Origin of the sequence: Nitrosomonas sp., assembly GCA_031316255.1 — a bacterium.
Classification (GTDB): Bacteria; Pseudomonadota; Gammaproteobacteria; order Burkholderiales; family Nitrosomonadaceae; genus Nitrosomonas.
This window is the reverse complement of record JALDQW010000001.1, coordinates 1,068,255-1,086,567: the sequence shown is the minus strand read 5'-3', so window position 1 is coordinate 1,086,567 and position 18,313 is coordinate 1,068,255. Positions and strand designations below refer to the sequence as shown.

Below are 18,313 nucleotides of genomic sequence, written 5' to 3'. Positions count from 1 at the left end.
ATATGCTTGAACTAAAGAAGATGGTAATTAGTCTCATTTAATTGATAGAATAGTTTGGCATTTAATTATAAATAGGAGGTTGTTTAATAATGAATCAGAACTATCAAACAATTGGCAGAAGATCACGGGCACGAACAGGCATTGAAATCAACAAAGTATTACGTAACACGTATTTGCTGCTTTCAATGACATTACTCTTCAGTGGTTTTACTGCTGCAATTTCAATGGCGATGAATATGCCACCGATGACTTATTTGATTTCAGTTATCGGCGGTATGGTAATTGCGATGTTTGTTTTGCCGCGTTTCGCGCACTCTACAGCAGGTATTGGCATTGTTTTCCTGGTTACAGGCCTATTAGGGTTTGGGCTTGGGCCGATATTAAGTATGTATGCGTCTCTCCCTAATGGCGGTAACATCATCATGTTGTCGCTTGGCGGTACGGGTGTCATTTTTATGGGGCTGTCAGCATATGTACTGGCAACACGTAAGGATTTCAGTTTTCTCGGTGGTTTTTTAATGGTCGGCTTCTTGCTGGTATTGGTCGCTGCGGTTGCTAATATCTTTTTGGCAATTCCGGCTATGTCACTGATGATTTCTGCTGTCGTAATCATGTTGATGAGTGGCTTTATTCTGCATGATACCAGTCGCATTATTCATGGCGGCGAGACCAATTATATTCTGGCAACAATCGGCTTGTATATGACAATTTTTAATATCTTCATCAGTCTGTTACAAATTCTGGGTATTATGGGTGGTGATGATTGAATTTTGTATGATTTGATTAGCGAACAAAGCCCCGGCGAGTCCGGGGTTTTGTTTATGACAATCAATTCAAATGAATGCTATAAAGGTATAAGCTATGGATTGGATGAAAATAGTCGCCGCATTGGCGTTAATCATGTTCATCATCTATCTCTTTCCAAGAGCGCGTTATATGATGGAAAATAGCCCAAAGGGGTCTTCGTCTGACTGGGTGGGCTTTGTGGTTCCTATTCTGGTAATTGTTTTATTCATTATGTTTTTGATCTCGTTGGTTTAGCTGTGAACGCTTCAAGTATTGGCAATCTTTCCCCAGGAATCGCGTAACGTGACTGCCCGGTTAAATACAGGCTTTCCCGGTTTGCTGTCAATACTGTCCGCGATAAAGTATCCATTTCGTTCAAATTGAAAAGACTGCTCTGGGGCGACATCGCATAGCGCCGGTTCGATATAGGCATTAATGATTGTTTTTGAATTCGAGTTGAGCAATTTTTTGTAATCCTTGTCGCCACTGTCCGGATTGGGATCGGTAAACAGGCGGTCGAATAGACGGGTTTCAGCTTGCTGCGCGTGTCTGGCCGATAACCAATGAATATTTCCTTTTACTTTGCGTAAGGTTGCGCCATCTGTCCCGCTTTTGGTATCAGGGTCATACACGCAGTGTATGGTTTCAATTTCACCTTGTTTGTTTTTGTCGATTTGCACACATTTCACAATATATGCATAGCGCAGACGCACCTCCGTTCCGGGGGAGAGGCGATAGAATCCCTTGACAGGCTCTTCCATAAAGTCGTCCCGTTCGATATACACGGTTTTTGAGAACGGTATGGTGCGTTTTCCCCAATCCGGTTTATTGGGATGATTGGGTGCAAAACATTCTTCTTCCCGATCATCAGGATAATTATCGATAATCAGCTTTAATGGTTTCAATATGGCGATGCGGCGCGGTGCGCATTCGTTAAGATCTTCTCGCAGACAATCTTCCAGTACGCCCATATCAATCCAGGAATCAGCTTTGCTGACACCGATACGTTCGGAAAACAGGTGTATTGAACGGGGCGTGTATCCGCGTCTGCGTATCCCAGACAAGGTGCTAAGGCGCGGATCATCCCAGCCATCCACAAGTTTGTTTTCTACCAATTCGATGAGTTTGCGCTTGCTCATGACAGTATAGGTCAGATTCAAACGGGCAAATTCTATCTGTTGCGGGTGACAGGGCACTTTGCCCTCCAGTTGATTCAATACCCAGTCGTAAAGCGGACGGTGGTCTTCAAATTCGAGTGTACATAAAGAATGGGTGATGTTTTCGATTGCATCTGAAATACAATGGGTGTAATCATACATGGGATAAATACACCATTTGTTGCCTGTGCGCTGGTGATGGACATGTCTGATGCGGTAGATAACCGGGTCGCGCATATTGATATTCGGTGATGTCATGTCAATTCTGGCACGTAATACATGTGAGCCATCGGCGAATTCGCCGGCTTTCATGCGCCGAAACAAATCAAGGCTCTCAGCAACAGGTCGTTCACGGCATGGACTGTTTTCGCCAGGGCTTGTCAGTGTGCCCCGTTGTTCGCGAATTTCCTCGGCTGATTGGCTGTCAACATACGCCTTGCCTTGATTAATCAGATATTCTGCAAATGAATAGAGTTGATCGAAATAATCCGAGGAATAATAAAGGTGTTCTCTCCAGTCAAAGCCAAGCCAGCGGACATTTTCACAAATGGCATCGACATATTCCTGCGCTTCTTTTTCAGGATTGGTATCATCAAAACGTAAATGGCATACGCCATTGTATTCCTGTGCGATGCCAAAATTCAGGCAAATACTTTTGGCATGACCAATATGTAGATAACCATTGGGTTCCGGTGGAAAACGTGTTTCTACACGTCCCTGCCATTTGCCGGCACGGTTATCTTCATTAATAATGCTGCGAATAAAATTTGAAACGGCGGGTTCTGATGCATTAACTTTCTGAGATTTTTTTTTTGATTCGTCTTTCAAGTTTTTTCCTCGGCTAAAAATATCAATAATCAACAAATACACTATAATCCGAAAATCATAAATCTAATAATAGCGATGATTATCCCAGATTCCATTATTAACCGGGTATATAAGTGTGAGTAGTTTGTTTGACTTTTTATCGTGTCTGGAATAAAATTCCCGGCTCTTTTAGAATACGCAGGATAGGTTCTTTGTGAAAACATTCTCAGCCAAACCACACGAAGTACAGCATGATTGGTTTGTAATTGATGCAACAGATAAAGTGCTTGGGCGTCTTGCCTCAGCAATTGCGCATCGCTTGCGTGGCAAGCATAAAGCCATATATACACCACATGTTGATACCGGTGATTACATTATCGTGATTAATGTTGACAAACTCCGTGTTACCGGTAACAAAGCGGAAGACAAGAAATATTATAGGCATACCGGATACCCTGGTGGTATATATGAAACCAATTTCAAGAAAATGCATGCGCGATTTCCTGGCAGGCCGCTAGAAAAAGCAGTCAAAGGCATGTTGCCTAAAGGGCCGCTCGGATATGCCATGATTAAGAAACTCAAGCTGTATGCGGGTGATATGCATCCTCATGCAGCACAGCAACCACAACCCCTTGAAATAAGGGCTTAATATATGAGCAACCAATATAATTATGGAACCGGTCGACGCAAAAATGCGGTAGCCCGTGTTTTTATCAAGCCTGGAACAGGTTCAATTATTGTTAATAACAAGCCTGTTGATGAATATTTCTCACGTGAAACGGGCCGTATGATTGTTCGTCAGCCGCTTGAGCTTACAGAGCATTTGACAACGTTTGATATTATGGTAAATATTCATGGTGGCGGTGAATCAGGACAGGCAGGCGCTGTACGTCATGGTATTACACGTGCTTTAATCAATTATGATGCCGAGCTAAAACCAGCTTTGAGCAAAGCTGGCCTTGTGACACGTGATGCGCGTGAAGTCGAAAGAAAAAAAGTTGGTCTGCGAAAAGCAAGGCGGCGCAAACAATTCTCCAAACGTTAATGCTCTATATTATTTGAAAACAAAAAAGCCGCCAGATAACAGGCGGCTTTTTTGTTTTGTTTGTCTTGAGATAAAGAAAATAAAGACCATATCACTGGGAATAAATATGATCAATGTAGGTATCGTTGGTGGAACTGGCTACACTGGTGTAGAACTGCTTCGTTTTCTGGCTCAGCACCCTGAAGTCAATATTACAGCTATAACATCACGTGGTGAGGCAGGTATGGAAGTTGCCGAACTTTTTACCAGTTTGAGAGGCTATGTCGATCTCAAGTTCAGCGATCCTGCCAAGTCAAAGCTTGACAAGTGCGATCTGGTATTCTTTGCAACGCCGAACGGTATTGCCATGAAACAGGCAAATGCTTTGATAAATGCCGGTGTGAAAATAATAGATCTGGCTGCAGATTTCCGGATTAAAGATGTGAATGAATGGGAGAAATGGTATGGCATGCAGCACGATTGTCCGGATCTGGTTGCAGAGGCCATTTACGGATTACCCGAAATAAATCGTCGTCAGGTAAAGAATGCGCGATTGGTTGCCAACCCGGGATGCTACCCGACAGCTGTGCAACTGGGCTTCTTGCCATTGCTCGAATCAGAAATTGTTGATCTCAATCACCTCATTGCAGATGTAAAATCAGGTGTTTCCGGTGCCGGTAGAAAGGCTGAAGTGCATACGCTGCTTGCAGAAGCATCTGATAATTTCAAGGCTTATGGTGTTCCGGGTCATCGCCATCTCCCTGAGATCAAGCAAGGTTTATCTGCGATTGCGCGCAAACCGGTTGACCTTACGTTTGTCCCGCATTTGGTGCCCATGATTCGTGGAATTCATGCGACACTTTATGCCCGTTTAACCAAAAAAAGAAAAGTTGATTTGCAGGCTTTGTACGAGAAACGTTATGCAAAAGAACCCTTTGTGGATGTTTTGCCTGAGGGAAAACATCCTGAAACACGGTCAGTACGTGGTTCGAATATTTGTCGCATCGCGGTTCACCGGCCGCAAAACAGTGATACAGTAGTGATTCTTTCTGTAACCGATAATCTGGTTAAAGGTGCTGCCGGACAGGCGGTTCAGAATATGAATATTATGTGGGGTTTTCCTGAGACGCTTGGCATCAATCAAGTTCCTTTGGTGCCTTAGAAGCTGCTCGATTAACAGTAATACGTTATTAAACGACCATATATACATCGGGAACTGTTTGTGATGAAACTGTTCAAGAAAAAATCTGGAATATTGTCTGAACGTGTTGTGGTGCGTCCACATGTTTCCTGGCGATCTCGATTGCTGACTATTTTGGTTGTAAGTTTATTGTTATTGTTACTTTCCTGGGGAATGTATGAAACGGGTAGAAGAGCAGCGGGTGCAATGGATGTATCGTCTCAGTCAAAATCGGATGAGTTTTATTATAATATGGGTAGTTGTTTGCAGAAGAAACGGGATGATTTGTGCGCGCAACTGGCTGAATTGACAAGGCAGCTCCAGATCGTACAAACAACCAATGAAGGTTTAACTCAACAAACGCGGTTGCTAGGCAGAGAGAATCACCAGCTGAAAGAAGAGCTTGATTTCTTTGAACATGTCATGGCTGGTAACACGAAGATTGACAGCGGGATTTCGATTCATCAGTTCAGTCTGAAAAAAGATATTAACCCAGGTGTATACCGATATACGATATCACTTGTGCAAGGCGGGCAGAGACCTAAGGATTTTAATGGCCGTCTAAAATTTTTGGTCAATCTCAGGCAGAACGATCAAAGAAAAACAGTTTTGTTGACCAATAAAGAAACAGAGCAAAATTTTTCTATCAGTTTCAAGTTTTATCATAGAATAGAAGAATCTTTTAGGGTTTCGCCTGATACCGTTGTGGAAAGTTTGAAAGTGAATGTCTTTGAAGAAAATGACGATCAAGTTAAATTGACTCAGGTTGTTGAGCTGTCCCAATAAAGGAGAAAAATAGTGTTTGGAAAAAATAAAAAAACCAAACTACACAATCATATTGATACATTGATAGGGGCGAATACCCAAATTAAGGGTGATATTTGCTTTAGCGGTGGTTTGCGGGTTGATGGACATATTATGGGTAATGTTACTGCAGAAGAGCTTGAGCAAAGTACATTGGTACTCAGTGATGCGGGGGAAATTGAAGGAAAAATTCAGGTAGCCAATGTTATCATCAATGGAACGGTAACCGGACCTATTCATGCGTTTAAATATCTTGAGCTTCAGGGAAATGCTCAGATACATGGAGATGTATATTATGGTTCGATAGAAGTAAAATTGGGTGCGTCTGTGGACGGAAAAATGATTCATCAAGATAAACTTCAGCCAGAAAAAATGGTCACATTAATACCTGCAGCTTCCGAGTAACGGGTATTAAATACAGGTGTTATGGAACAGGATTTATAATTGTATATCCGGGTTAACCATGATTGTATGAGATAATCTGGCTTATAATTTTGTGCAAAAGAAAATGTCGACTGAAACTGGTATCCCTGCAAAAGAAAGTATTCCCATTTTATTTACCGAGAATGCTGCAAACAAAGTCAAGCAGTTGATCGTTGAAGAGGGTAATCAAGCGCTAAAGCTGAGAGTCTTTGTCAGCGGTGGGGGGTGCTCTGGTTTTCAGTATGGATTTATTTTTGATGAACTAATCAACGAGGATGATATGGTCATGGAGAAAAATGGTGTCCAATTGCTTGTTGATGCGATGAGCTTTCAATATCTGATTGGCGCTGAAATCGACTATCGTGAAGATATACAAGGCGCGCAGTTTGTAATCAAAAATCCAGGTGCTTCGAGTACGTGTGGCTGTGGTTCCTCGTTCTCGGTTTGAGGCTTATCTTATCTAAAAGTTTAATAAACTATTAAACGCTCCATTGCCATATCCAAACAAAATATCAATTGATTATTATGCTGGATAGATGGCACCCAGTATCCGGTCACCGCGAGCACCGGTAACCGATGTTATATTTCCAGGCTGTCTGAGTATTGTTTGCCGTGCGAGCCAGGCGAAAGCGAAGGCCTCGACCCAGTCTACAGCTACGCCGAGCTCGTCGGTTATTGAAACTTTTTTGTTAGAAAGCACGCTTTTTAAATGTTGTACTATTTGTAAATTATGTGCACCGCCGCCACATAAATATACTTCAGTAGACGTCGGGTAATATTCCTGTATTGAATTTGCTATTGATAAAACAGTAAGTTGCATTAAAGTCGCTTGAACATCTTCAGGGGATTCATTTCCCTGTAAATGGCTTCTCAGCCATTCTGAACTAAACAGATCTCTTCCGGTACTTTTCGGCGGTGGACAGGAAAAAAAATCGTTCGAAAGAAATTTATCAAGCAAGGCAGGGATTATTTGACCTGTTGCTGACCATTGGCCATTGTTATCAAATGGTTGTTCTGTGTGCTGTAAGCACCATGCGTCCATTAATATATTTCCGGGACCACAGTCAAAACCGCTTACGATGTTTCCTGGATCAAGATTGGTTAAATTGGCGATACCGCCAATATTGACAATAACACGATGATGTGATGAATCCATGAACATGGCTTTGTGAAAAGCAGGTACTAGAGGCGCGCCTTGGCCGCCTGCGGCAAGGTCACGACTTCTGAAGTCCGTGACTACGGTTATTCCGGTCAGCTCGACCAATAATGCTGCATTGACGAGCTGTATGGAATAGTGTTTATCGTTTTCGGGATGATGGCGGACAGTCTGTCCGTGACACCCGATTGCAATTACATCTTTAGGGATAATGGCACAGTCAATCAGAAGGCTGTTAACGGCTTGCGCGTATAACTGCGCTAATTGAATGCTGGCCAGTGCTGCTTTATTGAGTTCGTCATGCCCGGCATCGTGCAGTGCCAATAGTTCAGATTTAAATACTGCGTCAAAGGCAAGAAAGAAAGTCTTGTGTATCGAAGGGGGTTGAGGTTTGAAATCAACCAATACCGCATCAATACCATCCAGACTCGTGCCGGACATGAGGCCAATATAATAATTACATGCCAACGATCGGGTTAATCCTGTGCAAAATAACCTTTTTAGTTTAACGATGCGAGATGAAGGTTGCGCATGATATCCAGTCTTGCAACTAGAGATTGTGTCTCGTTTTCGAAAGCCGGTATATCCTTTTTGGCAATCGGCGGTGCTGTTGGCAGAATGATTTTTGACGGATCCCGCTGTACGCCGTCAACGCGCAATTCATAATGCAGGTGCGGACCGGTCGCCATGCCCGTCATGCCGACATATCCAATAATATCGCCTTGTTTGATACGCGCTCCATTGGCCAGTCCTTTTGCAAAACCGGATAAATGTCCGTAGGCTGTTTCGTATGTACCGGTGTGTTTAAGGACGATGAGTTTGCCATATCCTCTTTGCGTGCCGGCAAAAGCTACCGTGCCGTTTGCAGTCGCCTGGACCGGTGTACCTGTTGGCGCGGCATAATCAATACCTTTATGCGCTCTCCATTTCTTAAGAACAGGGTGGAAACGTGCATTGGTAAAACCGGAACTGATTCGGGAGAATTCGAGTGGTGCTTTCAGAAAAGCCTTGCGCAAGCTCTCACCTGCTGGTGTGTAATAACCAAAGTCGCCGTTTGAAGACTGAAAATATACCGCCTGATATGTTTTGTTATTATTGACGAATTCAACAGCTAAAACCTTGCCCGTTTTGGCAAATTCTCCATTGTTATCCAGCAAGGTTTCATAAACAATTGTAAAGCGATCACCTTTACGTAAATCCCGGTGGAAATCGATATCGGAAGCAAATATATCAATCATTTGGGCGGCGGCGTTGCTGGGTATGCCTGCACGATCAGTTGCGGCGAACAATGTGCTATTCACTGTTCCGGATTTCATTTGTATTTGAGATTCAAGCTCAATTCTTTGCTCGGTCATCTTGAGCGCTTGATCTGTTTTTTCCATCAAAAATAGTTCTTCTTTTCCGAAGAAATATCTCAACATCAGCAGACTGCCATCTGCGGTTGTCTGTGCGTGAATAATTTTTCCCGGATTTAATTGGCGCATTGCGCGACTATCCCGGGCTTCACGTAAAAAATCCAATTTGTCCTGTTGATTGACATTCAACCGATCAAGAATTGCTGCTATCGTATCGCCGCGCCGAATGACTTCTTGTCGCCAGTATGATTCACCTGAACCGGATTTCAGTTCTGGTCGTATTTCCGGAAGATATAAGTCACGAACAACTTCTTCAATATGAATATCCTGAAGGGAAGATGAATGAGGTGCTATACCAAATGCAGTGACAAATCCAAATAATGGAACAGTTGATAAAACGATTAACCAGCGAAGTGTTTTTTTGGTCAGACGGGATGGTTTTTGAGCTAGAATTCTTGATTTGCTGCGAATTGGCACAAATTGCATACAAATAAATCCCCCTTATAGTAGTTCAATCCATGTCATGCTACAAATATATTTTGATTTTAACATGAAAAAATAAAAACATTGCACCTAAGTACAATTCACAAATAGTAGAATTGGAAAAAAATTTAAACGGATACAATCCGGTTGACAAACTATTTACTTTTAAAATTTATTGTGAACGAAACAGTTAGTAAGCAATTAGAGATCATAAAGCATGGTAGCCATGAGCTATTAATTGAAAAAGAGCTGGAAATCAAGCTTAATTCCGGAAAACAGCTACGGGTGAAAGCAGGGTTTGACCCCACTGCGCCAGATTTGCATCTCGGGCACGCCGTTTTGCTTAACAAGCTGCGCCAGCTACAGGATTTGGGTCATCATGTTCTGTTTTTAATCGGTGACTTTACCGGTATGATCGGCGATCCAAGCGGTAAGAATGCTACACGCCCACCTTTGACACGCGAACAAGTGGCTGAAAATGCGCAGTCTTATACCAGTCAAGTATTCAAAATTCTCAACCCCGAACAGACCGAAATTGTCTTTAATTCAACCTGGATGGATAAATTTGATGCCGCAGGTATGATCAAATTGGCTGCTACATATACTGTCGCGCGTATGTTGGAGCGTGATGATTTCGAAAAGCGTTATCGTAACAATCAGTCTATTGCGATTCATGAATTTTTATATCCATTAGTGCAAGGTTACGATTCGGTGGCGCTCAAGGCAGATCTGGAATTAGGTGGTACAGACCAGAAATTCAATCTCTTGATGGGGCGCGAATTGCAAAGACATTTTGAGCAGCAGCAGCAGTGCATTCTCATGATGCCTTTGCTGGAAGGTTTGGATGGCGTCAATAAAATGTCAAAATCGCTCAATAACTATGTTGGCATAACTGAAAGCCCTAAAGAAATATTTGGAAAATTGATGTCGGTCTCGGATCAGTTAATGTGGCGTTATATTGAATTGTTGTCTTTTGAGTCCATTGAAACCCTTCGAAAATGGCAGCAGGAAGTCAAGGCGGGTCGTAATCCAAGAGATATCAAAGTCATTTTTGCACAGGAAATTGTTACCCGTTTTCATGGCCGGAAAGAAGCCGAGGCAGCTTTGGATGATTTTGAGGCGCGTTTCAAACGTGGCGTGTTGCCGGATGACCTGCCGGAAAAAGCCATACAGATTACTGATAACGACGTGCTGTTGACTCAGTTATTGAAACAAAGTGGCTTAACAGCGAGCACAAGCGAAGCGCTCCGCATGATTGATCAGGGTGCCGTTAAATTGAATGGGGAAAAAATCGATGACAAATCCCTCAAAATTAAACGTAATGAGACAATTATCGTTCAGGTCGGTAAGCGAAAATTCGCCAGGGTAACTATTTCATGACCAGTTGTGAGATTGCAGTATCGTAACGTAATTATCGTTGACAAAACCAGAGTGCTTGTCGAACTCTCTTTAAGGAAAAGACCATGATTCGCAACCCAATTGATGTTTCTACACGTGTAAGCTCCAGTCTGTCCATCCTGATTGAGAAATGTATAAATAATTCGGAGCCGGATGAGTATATAACATTAGCGATCATACGCGATTATTTAACCGGCTTGCTTTCAACAGCATATACGGAAACGGAACAAATACATCATTTTGATGTGAATAATTCGTTGCTGGACGAATTGGATGCACTCATTGAGGAATTTGGAGAAACGGCGTTAGCGCATGATTTTGTACAAAATAGTGCCAGTGAACCATTGTCCAGAGTGATTGATGCGGTGATAAACAGCAGGGATCAAGAAAGCCCGCCAACGCTGGAGACAATCAGGGAAGCTATTGCCATGGGATTGCCTGCAAGACTCGTGGGCGATGGCGTGCTTGATGAGGATGAAGACGATGCCTTGCTTGCTGAGATTGAATCGTTGATTAACCGTCATGGTGCTGACGCATTGGCGGAGGAGTTTATGCGTTATGAGTAAAAGTATATTGTTTGATGCTACAGCATAAAAATTCCCCGCAACTGAAGTTGAATTGGAGACATCAGCTCCAGGAATGAACCTTAACAATAATTGAAAATCAAATCTCTATTTAAATTAATGATCGAATTGACCCATGTCTCTCGATAAAATTTACACACTGCAAACAGGTGTCAGTCTCAAAGTTTCATCAATGATTCTGCAAGAATTGATTGCCAATCTATTGAATGGGCGTGAATGTACTGAAACTGGCCGGATACGTTGTACTACCGATTTGTATGATTACTTGTCCGTCATTGTTTACAAGGGCGCTAACGGTTTGATAAAACGGCGACAGCAGTGGATCAGTCAACAGAACGAGGCTGATCTAATAGCGGCGCGTCCAATTCCGTTCCAGGAATTTTCCAGTTTTTTCTGGCGCAACCTGGATGAAAATGATCCGGATGGTGATGAATGGATTCGTTTAATTGCAGATGACGGCTTTTATATTCAATTGAGCGTTTTTTTAAACAAGCTGCGTGCAGCAGAGCGTAGAATCCTGCTGGATAAACCTATCTCCGATGACCTGAATCTGGGGTCTGTATAAATTAATGGTTTGAGGTTTAAACACTTAAAAAAACCGTGCACCAAAATCAATTTTGGTGCACGGTTTTTTCGTTCAGAAGTGCTTCCGCATCTCTGAAGTTAAGTTAATTGAATCTATGGAACCGGATTCATTTGTGCCTCTGTCAGACCATTTTTCCAATTGTCTGGCAAATTCTGCACCCAACCGTTATACACATTGGGAATTGGCAGCACACCTTGTCCGCCCATACCCGCTAGACTGACTACTGCATCATCTGTTGTTGCGCTGTTGTCAGCCATGGATATGGTGCCGGCAATGATTGCATCCGAAAAATTGCCGTCGTTATTTGGATCTGGATCGACCACAATCAATCGATTCGAGAACTTGCTGGAAACATAGGCGTAATAACCGCCACCTGCTTTGGCGCCAAAATTAACACCATGGCAACCCGGGTCGCATGGCAGCATGGCGACCACTTGATCGATGCTGGTATCAATCAAGGTAATCGTGCCGCCAGTATTTGCAGTAACGACTACACGCCCGGTCGGGTCAACCGGAGTTTGAATTGGCAATACGCCTGCGGTTATCAACCCATCACCGTCCTTATCTGTCAGAGTAGTTGGCCCCGTCGGACTGACTGGATCATAGTCTGCTATCAAATTAATGGTTTTTATGCGATTGCCATCAAAATCATAGACATCCATAGAGTGCTGCAGCAGATTGGAAGTGTAAACTTTATTAACGCCGATACCGATTGCGATTGGATGTGGGCCGTGGAGTCCATCTGCTCCTGCTGCAGGTCGCGCAAGAATATTGCCGGTACTGCCGTCATAAAAGCCTGTATCCGACGTGTTGATATTTGGTGTGATAATCTTGCCGTCCGGTGTAATCCAATGTCCATGAGGATTCGCCGGGATTTGTCCAGGCAATTGTGTGGGGATACTGGAATCCGGTGTTGTTGTTCCCGCCGGGATGTTAACAACCCTGTTTTCGCCATTGATCGCCACGGTAATATCATCGTTGTTTGGCATGGTCATGACATGTGATGGCGAATCACCGATTCGAATATTTTCGATCATCTGACCATTGGTCTGATCGATAAACGTCAGTTTGTCGTCAAACCATTGTGTCTGGAAAACAATAGATTGATCGCGATTGCTCCACATGTTATGCGGATGATTCATGTTAATCGCGGGCAATGCTATTTTACGCTTGATTGTCCAGTTTGTTGTGTCCAGTACGGTAATAGTCCCGGGCTTGGTTTTGTTAGCTGTTTTTTCAAACTGGGTATTAATCCATACTTCACCGATACCCGGTGTTGCGGGATTAGATAATGGAGCCAGTTCAATATCCTGACCATATCGTGCTTCAAGCACAGCTTTTAGCGGTACGTTATCGACAAGATTGCCGTCCAAATCACCAATCGCTACGGAGACATCGGGATAGTTGACCGTCCATGGTGCGGCCGATGTGTAGTCTTTCCAGTTTTCCTGTGTGGTTGCCACAAAGAAAGTTCTCAGCAGCCGGGTAGCCAAATCACTAATTGTTGGTAGACCATTAATACCCGTTACCAGATCGATTTTGGTGCCCAAATCAAATCCCGTTGTACTGGGATCATCTACGATAACCGCACCAAACATGTACGGATGAATTTTACAGGTAAACACATACAGTCCCGGTGTGTCCAGTTTTACGATACCGCCGCCACGGTATGCTTTGGTCTGATCAAACGGAATAGCGTGTTGCTCACCACTATTGGCGTCGCTAGGCCAGAGCAGGGTTGTTATGGTGTGCACCGCATTGGTATCGGACATAATGAAGTGTGCACTGCTTCCGGGTGACATTATTTCAAGCGAGCGCGTTTTGGTGATTGGCGCAAGTGCGTCAGAACGTGCGCTTCTGAACCAACTGCCAGGTTCATCAGAGATCTCAAAAGTGACGATTCCCGGATCATTGGTTGTACCCAGTAGAATCGCTCCATAGGGTGTTGCACCTGCCATACTGACGCCGGAAGTTGCACTGGGTTCATCCACCCGGAACCGTGCAGCCATACCTGATTCCATATGCGACACCACATGACAGTGCAAATGCCACATGCCTGCGCCCACACCGGTACCGGCCTTGACTGTAAACGCATGACTATCCGCTTTTCCAGTCAAAATTTTAACGTCAATAATACTTGGAATAGCGCCCTGATTGGCGGGTGCAATTTCGTCTAGCCAGCGATGTGCATGCAAATGGAACGTGTGATCATGGCCAATAGACAGCACATGGAAACGCACGACATCGTCCAGTGTCGCGCCCAGTACAGGGTTGGTCCACAGCGGCGTTTGCGTGCCATTGGCGATTTCGGCGCCCCAGAATGTGGAGCCGACCATGAACATGATATATTCCTTGTCCAGATCAGCGGCGTCAGTCGGTATAATGGTGCCGTCGCTGTCTATATAGCTTTGTACTGAACCGTCGGCAGCATTAACTACCAGTGCGCCAAAAAGCCCCAGTAATGCTGAACCTTCGTCGTGATAGGGATAGGTTCCCGCCTGGCTGGCGACAAACGAATAATTCTGTGAACCGCCGCTCGCGGCAGCTTCGGCTGCGCCCATCAGTATCCCCGGTATATTGATTCCTACGGGAGCGTTTGTGTTATTGGTGAGTGAGATATTAACGGTGTCACCCTGCTGCACAAACAGCGATGGGCCGGGAATAACGGCATCCGCCGGATAATTATGGCTTGAACCGTCATGGCTGACCATTTTGTAGCCGAGCTGACCGTTCGGTAATGTTTCTGCAGTGAGATTAATGGTATGCGTGGTCGTTGCCAATGCAATGCTTGAGAAAAACAATGTGGTCATGAACCCAATCAGAACCGCCATTGTTTTTGTATTAAATCCAAAAACAATAGATTTCATTTTAATGTCCTTTTATTGTGATCTGATTTCAGGGTAACGCCTGAAAATTACCTTTCATACCCAGTGATTGACTTGCGAAGGCCTGGTCTTTGTAGACGGAACTATGGTTTGCTTTGATTGCAAAAACATGTTTTTCAAGCGGCCCTATTATTTTCTCCTGGATAATCACATTGGTTCCTGGATCAATCCATCGATAACCGGGGAATTTAAATTGATGCGTGTTGGTTCCCAGTGCTATCAGATGAATACGGACATTGCTGTTCTGCTGTGCAGAAAGTGTTGGGTTATGCCAGAGCGGTGTTTGCTGACCTGTCAGGTTATTGATTTCAGTGCCCCAGAATGCATCATCGCCGATGAACAAGACGTATTCTTTTTCTATGCTGGAAAAAGGAGCGCTGGTGGTTTTATTGCCGTTACCTGCTATCTGAACGGCGGACTGATTGTTAACAATTAGTGCACCAAAAAGACCCCTGTCTTCGGCGCCATTCAGCGTGATCATGTTATGATCGTGATACGCCCATGTGCCAGCGGTTCCGGGCGCTGCAACCCAGTGGTAGGTATAACTCATGGTGGGTGTGGCGCTTTCGTCGGCGACCATATTGATATATTCAATAGTGCCGTCGCTGTGAATGTCGTAGTGCACGCCATGCACATGAACACTGACCTGTTCCAGTGTGGCTGAATTACCCGGATCAAATACATGTTTCAAGGTAAGCGCAACTTCATCACCCTCGTCGATAATAATCGTTGGTCCCGGAATTATGGGCTCTAGGACATATCTGGATGTGACGTCAGTTTCCGTCTCGCCTTCCTTGATGATATGCCCGGCCATGCGATACGCATAAAGGGCATTGCCACCTTGAGCGCCCGCCGGTATTTTCTCGGCCCATAATTCAATTTCATGTATTTTCCCTGTTCCGTTCGCAAAGACCGCCTGGATTCCAAGCAAGAAAATGGAACAGAACAGGATGCAAGCCGACAGTCGCCATCTTTGCCTCGTATTAAGAACGGGTTTAACCGTCCGTGGTACTGGTTGCGGACAATACAAATCCGCTGAAACAAAAGTATTGTGTTTCATAATAGTTAGCCCTCTGTATATTAGTCTTTTTGGTTTTCAAAAAGAAAATGGTGTAAAAAAAGATTTACCCACGAATATTTACTAGCAAGATTTATGCCCAAAAATTTTCTTGACATAAAAGCAGTGGGTTATTAAGAGAAAGAATAAATAAATTTTTTGAACTGTTCATAAATCCGAAAAATAATTTTGTACTGTAAAGAATATCGACGCTTTTTTTGTGTGAAAAGACCTTTCTAAACATAGGGATAAGTGATCTGCAATATTTGTGAAGTCGGTTCAGAAAACTGATTTGAAAAGGTTTTTTTTTAATTGGACGTGCTGAGTTTTCTTGTTTTGGAACAAAAAGGTACTGTAAATTTTCTCGACATTTTGTCAATATATTGAAATTCCAGATCGGTGAATTATGATCATAACACCTAGATTTTATTGTATTAATTTGTGAAATAAGCGAGTGGAATGGAAGCTGAAAACCAAAAAACAAAAGGTTATGGCGTGTTATACGTTGCGAGTCCGCTGTAAAAAAGGACTGAGAATGTTTATTCAGGGTGTTTCAGAAAATTCAGCGTTCAAACAAGATGAGACGAGAAAAAATGTTGACGCTGCATTTGATTGATATGAAGGGGCGATTATTAGTGGTGCCTTCAGTAAAATGATGGCAGCGACATCCCCATCCATAGCAATACCAGAATGATCATGGTAATGCCAACGCCTATGGTGCCAACAATCATGCCGATCAATATGGTGATGCCGTCTTTACTGAGCAAGCCGAGCGACATGATAAGAATTCCCCAGCCCGGCGGGAAATTTGTCAAGGGTATTGGTAGAGAAATCGACAGGGCAAAAACAAATGCAAAAATACCGATGATTCTTTCCCATGTATGTACGCTGATATACGTCAGGCGTGGCTGCAGCCGTTTTTCTATTTTCCTGAGCAAAGGGCTCGCCTTGGCAATCAGTTTTTCCAGGCTGGTGCGTTTGATTTCCTTCTTTTCAATCCAGAGCGGCAGCCAGGGCGCCTGCATTCCAATAATCATTTGTATCGAAAATATAAACAATGGGATGGAAAAAAAGGTGGTATAGCCCGGCGGTACGGGAACAGGAAGACAAAGTGGCAGCGCGGCGATTGCCAATAAGACACCAAAACCACGTTCATGCAGGGAGTTCTTGATTTCTCCTACTGTCAAAATTTCGCTTCGGTAAACAACAACGACATTTTCCAGTAACTCAGAAGTGGAACGTTCCTTGTTGTTACCGTTTTGAGTGGTTTGCTCCTTGTTATTGTCGTTAAAATTAGTGCTCATCGATTGTTTCCTATTTTATACACGTATCTTTCCAGATAAACGGCTTTTGGTAAAGTAACAATAAGCGATTTGCTACCATTATTACTCATAACGGAGCGCGTCCACCGGTTTGAGCGATGCCGCCTTTCGAGCCGGATAAAAACCGAAAAAAATGCCTACAACAGATGCAAACATAAAAGCCAGTAAAATCATACTCGATGTTATGACAACTAACATATCGATAAGCTGGCTGATTATCCATGCGCCGCCGATGCCGAGGACTACGCCAATCAAACCGCCCATAAAGCAGATCATCATGGCCTCCAGCAGAAATTGAATAAGAATAGCGCGGCGATTAGCGCCGATGGCCATGCGTATGCCAATTTCTCGAGTGCGCTCGGTTACGGATACCAGCATAATATTCATGATGCCGATACCGCCTACCAGTAATGAGATGGATGCAATTGCACCGAGTACAATGGACAGGATTTTTGCGGTGCCGGTGGCGACATCGGCGATTGCGGTTAAGTTGCGTACAGTAAAGTCATTCTCCATTCCGTCAGAGATGCGATGACGTTGCCGCAGCAATTGCGTGATTTCAATTTCGGCTTCTTCCATCAAGTCGGATGATTTTGCCTGAACCAGCATATAACGGATGGATCCGGGGAACTGGTTGCCGGTAATCTGGCGCTCGCTGGTGGTAATCGGTATGAAAACATTATCGTCTTGATCGCGCCCGCTCAGGCTTTGTCCTTTGGCGGCCAGGACGCCAACGACCAGGAATGGGCGGTTGGTAATGCGAATGCTTTTGCCAACAGGATTGACTTCGCCAAACAGGTTGTTGGCGGTTACGGCGCCGAGTACGGCAACGCGTGTTGCCGATCTGACGTCAGATTCCTGGAATATTGTGCCGTCCTCTATTTCCCAGTTGCCCACTGTAAAATAGTCCACTGTGGTGCCGGTAATCATCGTGCTCCAGTTTTTTGCACCAAAATTCAGTTGCGCGTTTCCACTGATGACCGGGCCTGTTGCGTTTATAACAGGTAATTCAGCAATTGCTTTTGAATCATTGATGGTTAAGGTTCTTACGCTGCCGCTGCCAAAACTAAAGCCGCCAGAAGATGTTGCGCCCGGTACAATAATAAAGAGATTGCTGCCCATTGTTTCAATGGACTGGTTGATTTTGGTTTGTGCGCCTTGTCCGATGGAGAGCATTAAAACAACCGCGGCTACTCCGATAATCATGCCGAGCATGGTCAACCCGGTGCGCAAACGGTTCATACGCAAAGCACGCAACGCTTCTCCCATAATGGTGGCGAAGTTCATTTTATTTCGGTTGCCTGTG

At 44.0% G+C, this 18,313-nt stretch carries 18 protein-coding genes; 11 read left to right on the top strand and 7 right to left on the bottom strand.

The window, feature by feature from the left end:
- Window positions 1–89 precede the first annotated feature (89 nt).
- Together MRK00_04965 and MRK00_04960 are read left to right on the top strand one after the other, a co-directional pair.
- Window positions 90–767: a Bax inhibitor-1/YccA family protein gene (locus tag MRK00_04965; GenBank protein ID MDR4516723.1), complete on the top strand. Its 678-nt coding sequence runs from the start codon at window positions 90–92 to the stop codon at window positions 765–767.
- A 94-nt stretch (window positions 768–861) separates the two neighbouring features.
- On the top strand, window positions 862–1,041 hold the full coding sequence (locus tag MRK00_04960; protein ID MDR4516722.1) for a hypothetical protein: 180 nt from the start codon (window positions 862–864) through the stop codon (window positions 1,039–1,041).
- Between the two features lie 11 nt (window positions 1,042–1,052).
- Here the strand turns inward: MRK00_04960 and MRK00_04955 are convergent, their stop codons facing one another.
- On the bottom strand, window positions 1,053–2,771 hold the full coding sequence (locus MRK00_04955) for a glutamine--tRNA ligase/YqeY domain fusion protein (GenBank protein MDR4516721.1): 1,719 nt from the start codon (window positions 2,769–2,771) through the stop codon (window positions 1,053–1,055).
- A gap of 193 nt (window positions 2,772–2,964) precedes the next feature.
- On the opposite strand from MRK00_04955, the gene rplM reads away from it, so the two are divergent.
- From rplM to erpA, 6 genes are all read left to right on the top strand, one after another.
- Complete coding sequence (rplM, locus tag MRK00_04950; protein MDR4516720.1) at window positions 2,965–3,399, top strand: 50S ribosomal protein L13; 435 nt, start codon at window positions 2,965–2,967, stop codon at window positions 3,397–3,399.
- A gap of 3 nt (window positions 3,400–3,402) precedes the next feature.
- The gene (rpsI, locus tag MRK00_04945; protein MDR4516719.1) at window positions 3,403–3,795 is read left to right on the top strand and encodes a 30S ribosomal protein S9; all 393 of its coding nucleotides are present in this window, start codon (window positions 3,403–3,405) and stop codon (window positions 3,793–3,795) included.
- Between the two features lie 106 nt (window positions 3,796–3,901).
- Window positions 3,902–4,936, top strand: coding sequence for an N-acetyl-gamma-glutamyl-phosphate reductase (gene argC / locus MRK00_04940; GenBank protein ID MDR4516718.1), 1,035 nt, complete (start codon window positions 3,902–3,904; stop codon window positions 4,934–4,936).
- Between the two features lie 63 nt (window positions 4,937–4,999).
- On the top strand, window positions 5,000–5,740 hold the full coding sequence (locus tag MRK00_04935; protein MDR4516717.1) for a hypothetical protein: 741 nt from the start codon (window positions 5,000–5,002) through the stop codon (window positions 5,738–5,740).
- Between the two features lie 12 nt (window positions 5,741–5,752).
- Window positions 5,753–6,163, top strand: coding sequence for a polymer-forming cytoskeletal protein (locus MRK00_04930; protein MDR4516716.1), 411 nt, complete (start codon window positions 5,753–5,755; stop codon window positions 6,161–6,163).
- Between the two features lie 103 nt (window positions 6,164–6,266).
- On the top strand, window positions 6,267–6,629 hold the full coding sequence (gene erpA / locus MRK00_04925) for an iron-sulfur cluster insertion protein ErpA (protein ID MDR4516715.1): 363 nt from the start codon (window positions 6,267–6,269) through the stop codon (window positions 6,627–6,629).
- 75 nt (window positions 6,630–6,704) lie between these two features.
- On the opposite strand, the gene MRK00_04920 is transcribed toward erpA, so the two are convergent.
- Entirely contained in the window at window positions 6,705–7,778 is a 1,074-nt protein-coding gene (locus MRK00_04920; GenBank protein ID MDR4516714.1) for an anhydro-N-acetylmuramic acid kinase, read from the bottom strand.
- 59 nt (window positions 7,779–7,837) lie between these two features.
- Window positions 7,838–9,178 (bottom strand): M23 family metallopeptidase, encoded by a 1,341-nt coding sequence (locus MRK00_04915; protein MDR4516713.1) that lies wholly within the window; start codon window positions 9,176–9,178, stop codon window positions 7,838–7,840.
- 174 nt (window positions 9,179–9,352) lie between these two features.
- Here MRK00_04915 and tyrS point away from each other — a divergent pair, with 174 nt between their 5' ends.
- From tyrS to MRK00_04900, 3 genes are all read left to right on the top strand, one after another.
- On the top strand, window positions 9,353–10,555 hold the full coding sequence (tyrS, locus tag MRK00_04910; GenBank protein ID MDR4516712.1) for a tyrosine--tRNA ligase: 1,203 nt from the start codon (window positions 9,353–9,355) through the stop codon (window positions 10,553–10,555).
- A gap of 83 nt (window positions 10,556–10,638) precedes the next feature.
- Window positions 10,639–11,139 carry a hypothetical protein gene (locus tag MRK00_04905; GenBank protein MDR4516711.1) on the top strand — a complete coding sequence of 167 codons (501 nt, stop codon included), beginning with the start codon at window positions 10,639–10,641 and terminating at the stop codon, window positions 11,137–11,139.
- A 133-nt stretch (window positions 11,140–11,272) separates the two neighbouring features.
- A complete protein-coding gene (locus MRK00_04900; protein ID MDR4516710.1) occupies window positions 11,273–11,722 on the top strand; it encodes a hypothetical protein in 450 nt (149 codons plus the stop codon).
- Window positions 11,723–11,835: 113 nt separating this feature from the next.
- Here MRK00_04900 and MRK00_04895 read toward each other — a convergent pair whose 3' ends face one another.
- The 4 genes from MRK00_04895 to MRK00_04880 all read right to left on the bottom strand — a co-directional run bounded on the left by MRK00_04895 (window position 11,836) and on the right by MRK00_04880 (window position 18,294).
- A complete protein-coding gene (locus MRK00_04895) occupies window positions 11,836–14,610 on the bottom strand; it encodes a multicopper oxidase domain-containing protein (protein ID MDR4516709.1) in 2,775 nt (924 codons plus the stop codon).
- A 28-nt stretch (window positions 14,611–14,638) separates the two neighbouring features.
- On the bottom strand, window positions 14,639–15,688 hold the full coding sequence (locus MRK00_04890; GenBank protein ID MDR4516708.1) for a multicopper oxidase domain-containing protein: 1,050 nt from the start codon (window positions 15,686–15,688) through the stop codon (window positions 14,639–14,641).
- Window positions 15,689–16,329: 641 nt separating this feature from the next.
- Window positions 16,330–16,989, bottom strand: coding sequence for an exopolysaccharide biosynthesis protein (locus MRK00_04885; protein ID MDR4516707.1), 660 nt, complete (start codon window positions 16,987–16,989; stop codon window positions 16,330–16,332).
- A gap of 81 nt (window positions 16,990–17,070) precedes the next feature.
- Window positions 17,071–18,294, bottom strand: a complete 1,224-nt coding sequence (locus MRK00_04880) for an ABC transporter permease (GenBank protein ID MDR4516706.1) — start codon at window positions 18,292–18,294, stop codon at window positions 17,071–17,073.
- Window positions 18,295–18,313: the final 19 nt, after the last annotated feature.

Excerpts from the sequence above, each read along its gene's own strand:
- MRK00_04935 (MDR4516717.1), top strand. The coding sequence starts at position 5,000 with ATGAAACTGTTCAAGAAAAAATCTGGAATATTGTCTGAACGTGTTGTG.
- argC (MDR4516718.1), top strand. The coding sequence starts at position 3,902 with ATGATCAATGTAGGTATCGTTGGTGGAACTGGCTACACTGGTGTAGAA.
- MRK00_04900 (MDR4516710.1), top strand. The coding sequence starts at position 11,273 with ATGTCTCTCGATAAAATTTACACACTGCAAACAGGTGTCAGTCTCAAA.
- MRK00_04885 (MDR4516707.1), bottom strand. The coding sequence starts at position 16,989 with ATGAGCACTAATTTTAACGACAATAACAAGGAGCAAACCACTCAAAAC.
- MRK00_04880 (MDR4516706.1), bottom strand. The coding sequence starts at position 18,294 with ATGAACTTCGCCACCATTATGGGAGAAGCGTTGCGTGCTTTGCGTATG.
- MRK00_04915 (MDR4516713.1), bottom strand. The coding sequence starts at position 9,178 with ATGCAATTTGTGCCAATTCGCAGCAAATCAAGAATTCTAGCTCAAAAA.
- MRK00_04920 (MDR4516714.1), bottom strand. The coding sequence starts at position 7,778 with ATGTCCGGCACGAGTCTGGATGGTATTGATGCGGTATTGGTTGATTTC.
- MRK00_04960 (MDR4516722.1), top strand. The coding sequence starts at position 862 with ATGGATTGGATGAAAATAGTCGCCGCATTGGCGTTAATCATGTTCATC.
- MRK00_04965 (MDR4516723.1), top strand. The coding sequence starts at position 90 with ATGAATCAGAACTATCAAACAATTGGCAGAAGATCACGGGCACGAACA.
- erpA (MDR4516715.1), top strand. The coding sequence starts at position 6,267 with ATGTCGACTGAAACTGGTATCCCTGCAAAAGAAAGTATTCCCATTTTA.
- rpsI (MDR4516719.1), top strand. The coding sequence starts at position 3,403 with ATGAGCAACCAATATAATTATGGAACCGGTCGACGCAAAAATGCGGTA.
- MRK00_04890 (MDR4516708.1), bottom strand. The coding sequence starts at position 15,688 with ATGAAACACAATACTTTTGTTTCAGCGGATTTGTATTGTCCGCAACCA.
- MRK00_04895 (MDR4516709.1), bottom strand. The coding sequence starts at position 14,610 with ATGAAATCTATTGTTTTTGGATTTAATACAAAAACAATGGCGGTTCTG.
- MRK00_04905 (MDR4516711.1), top strand. The coding sequence starts at position 10,639 with ATGATTCGCAACCCAATTGATGTTTCTACACGTGTAAGCTCCAGTCTG.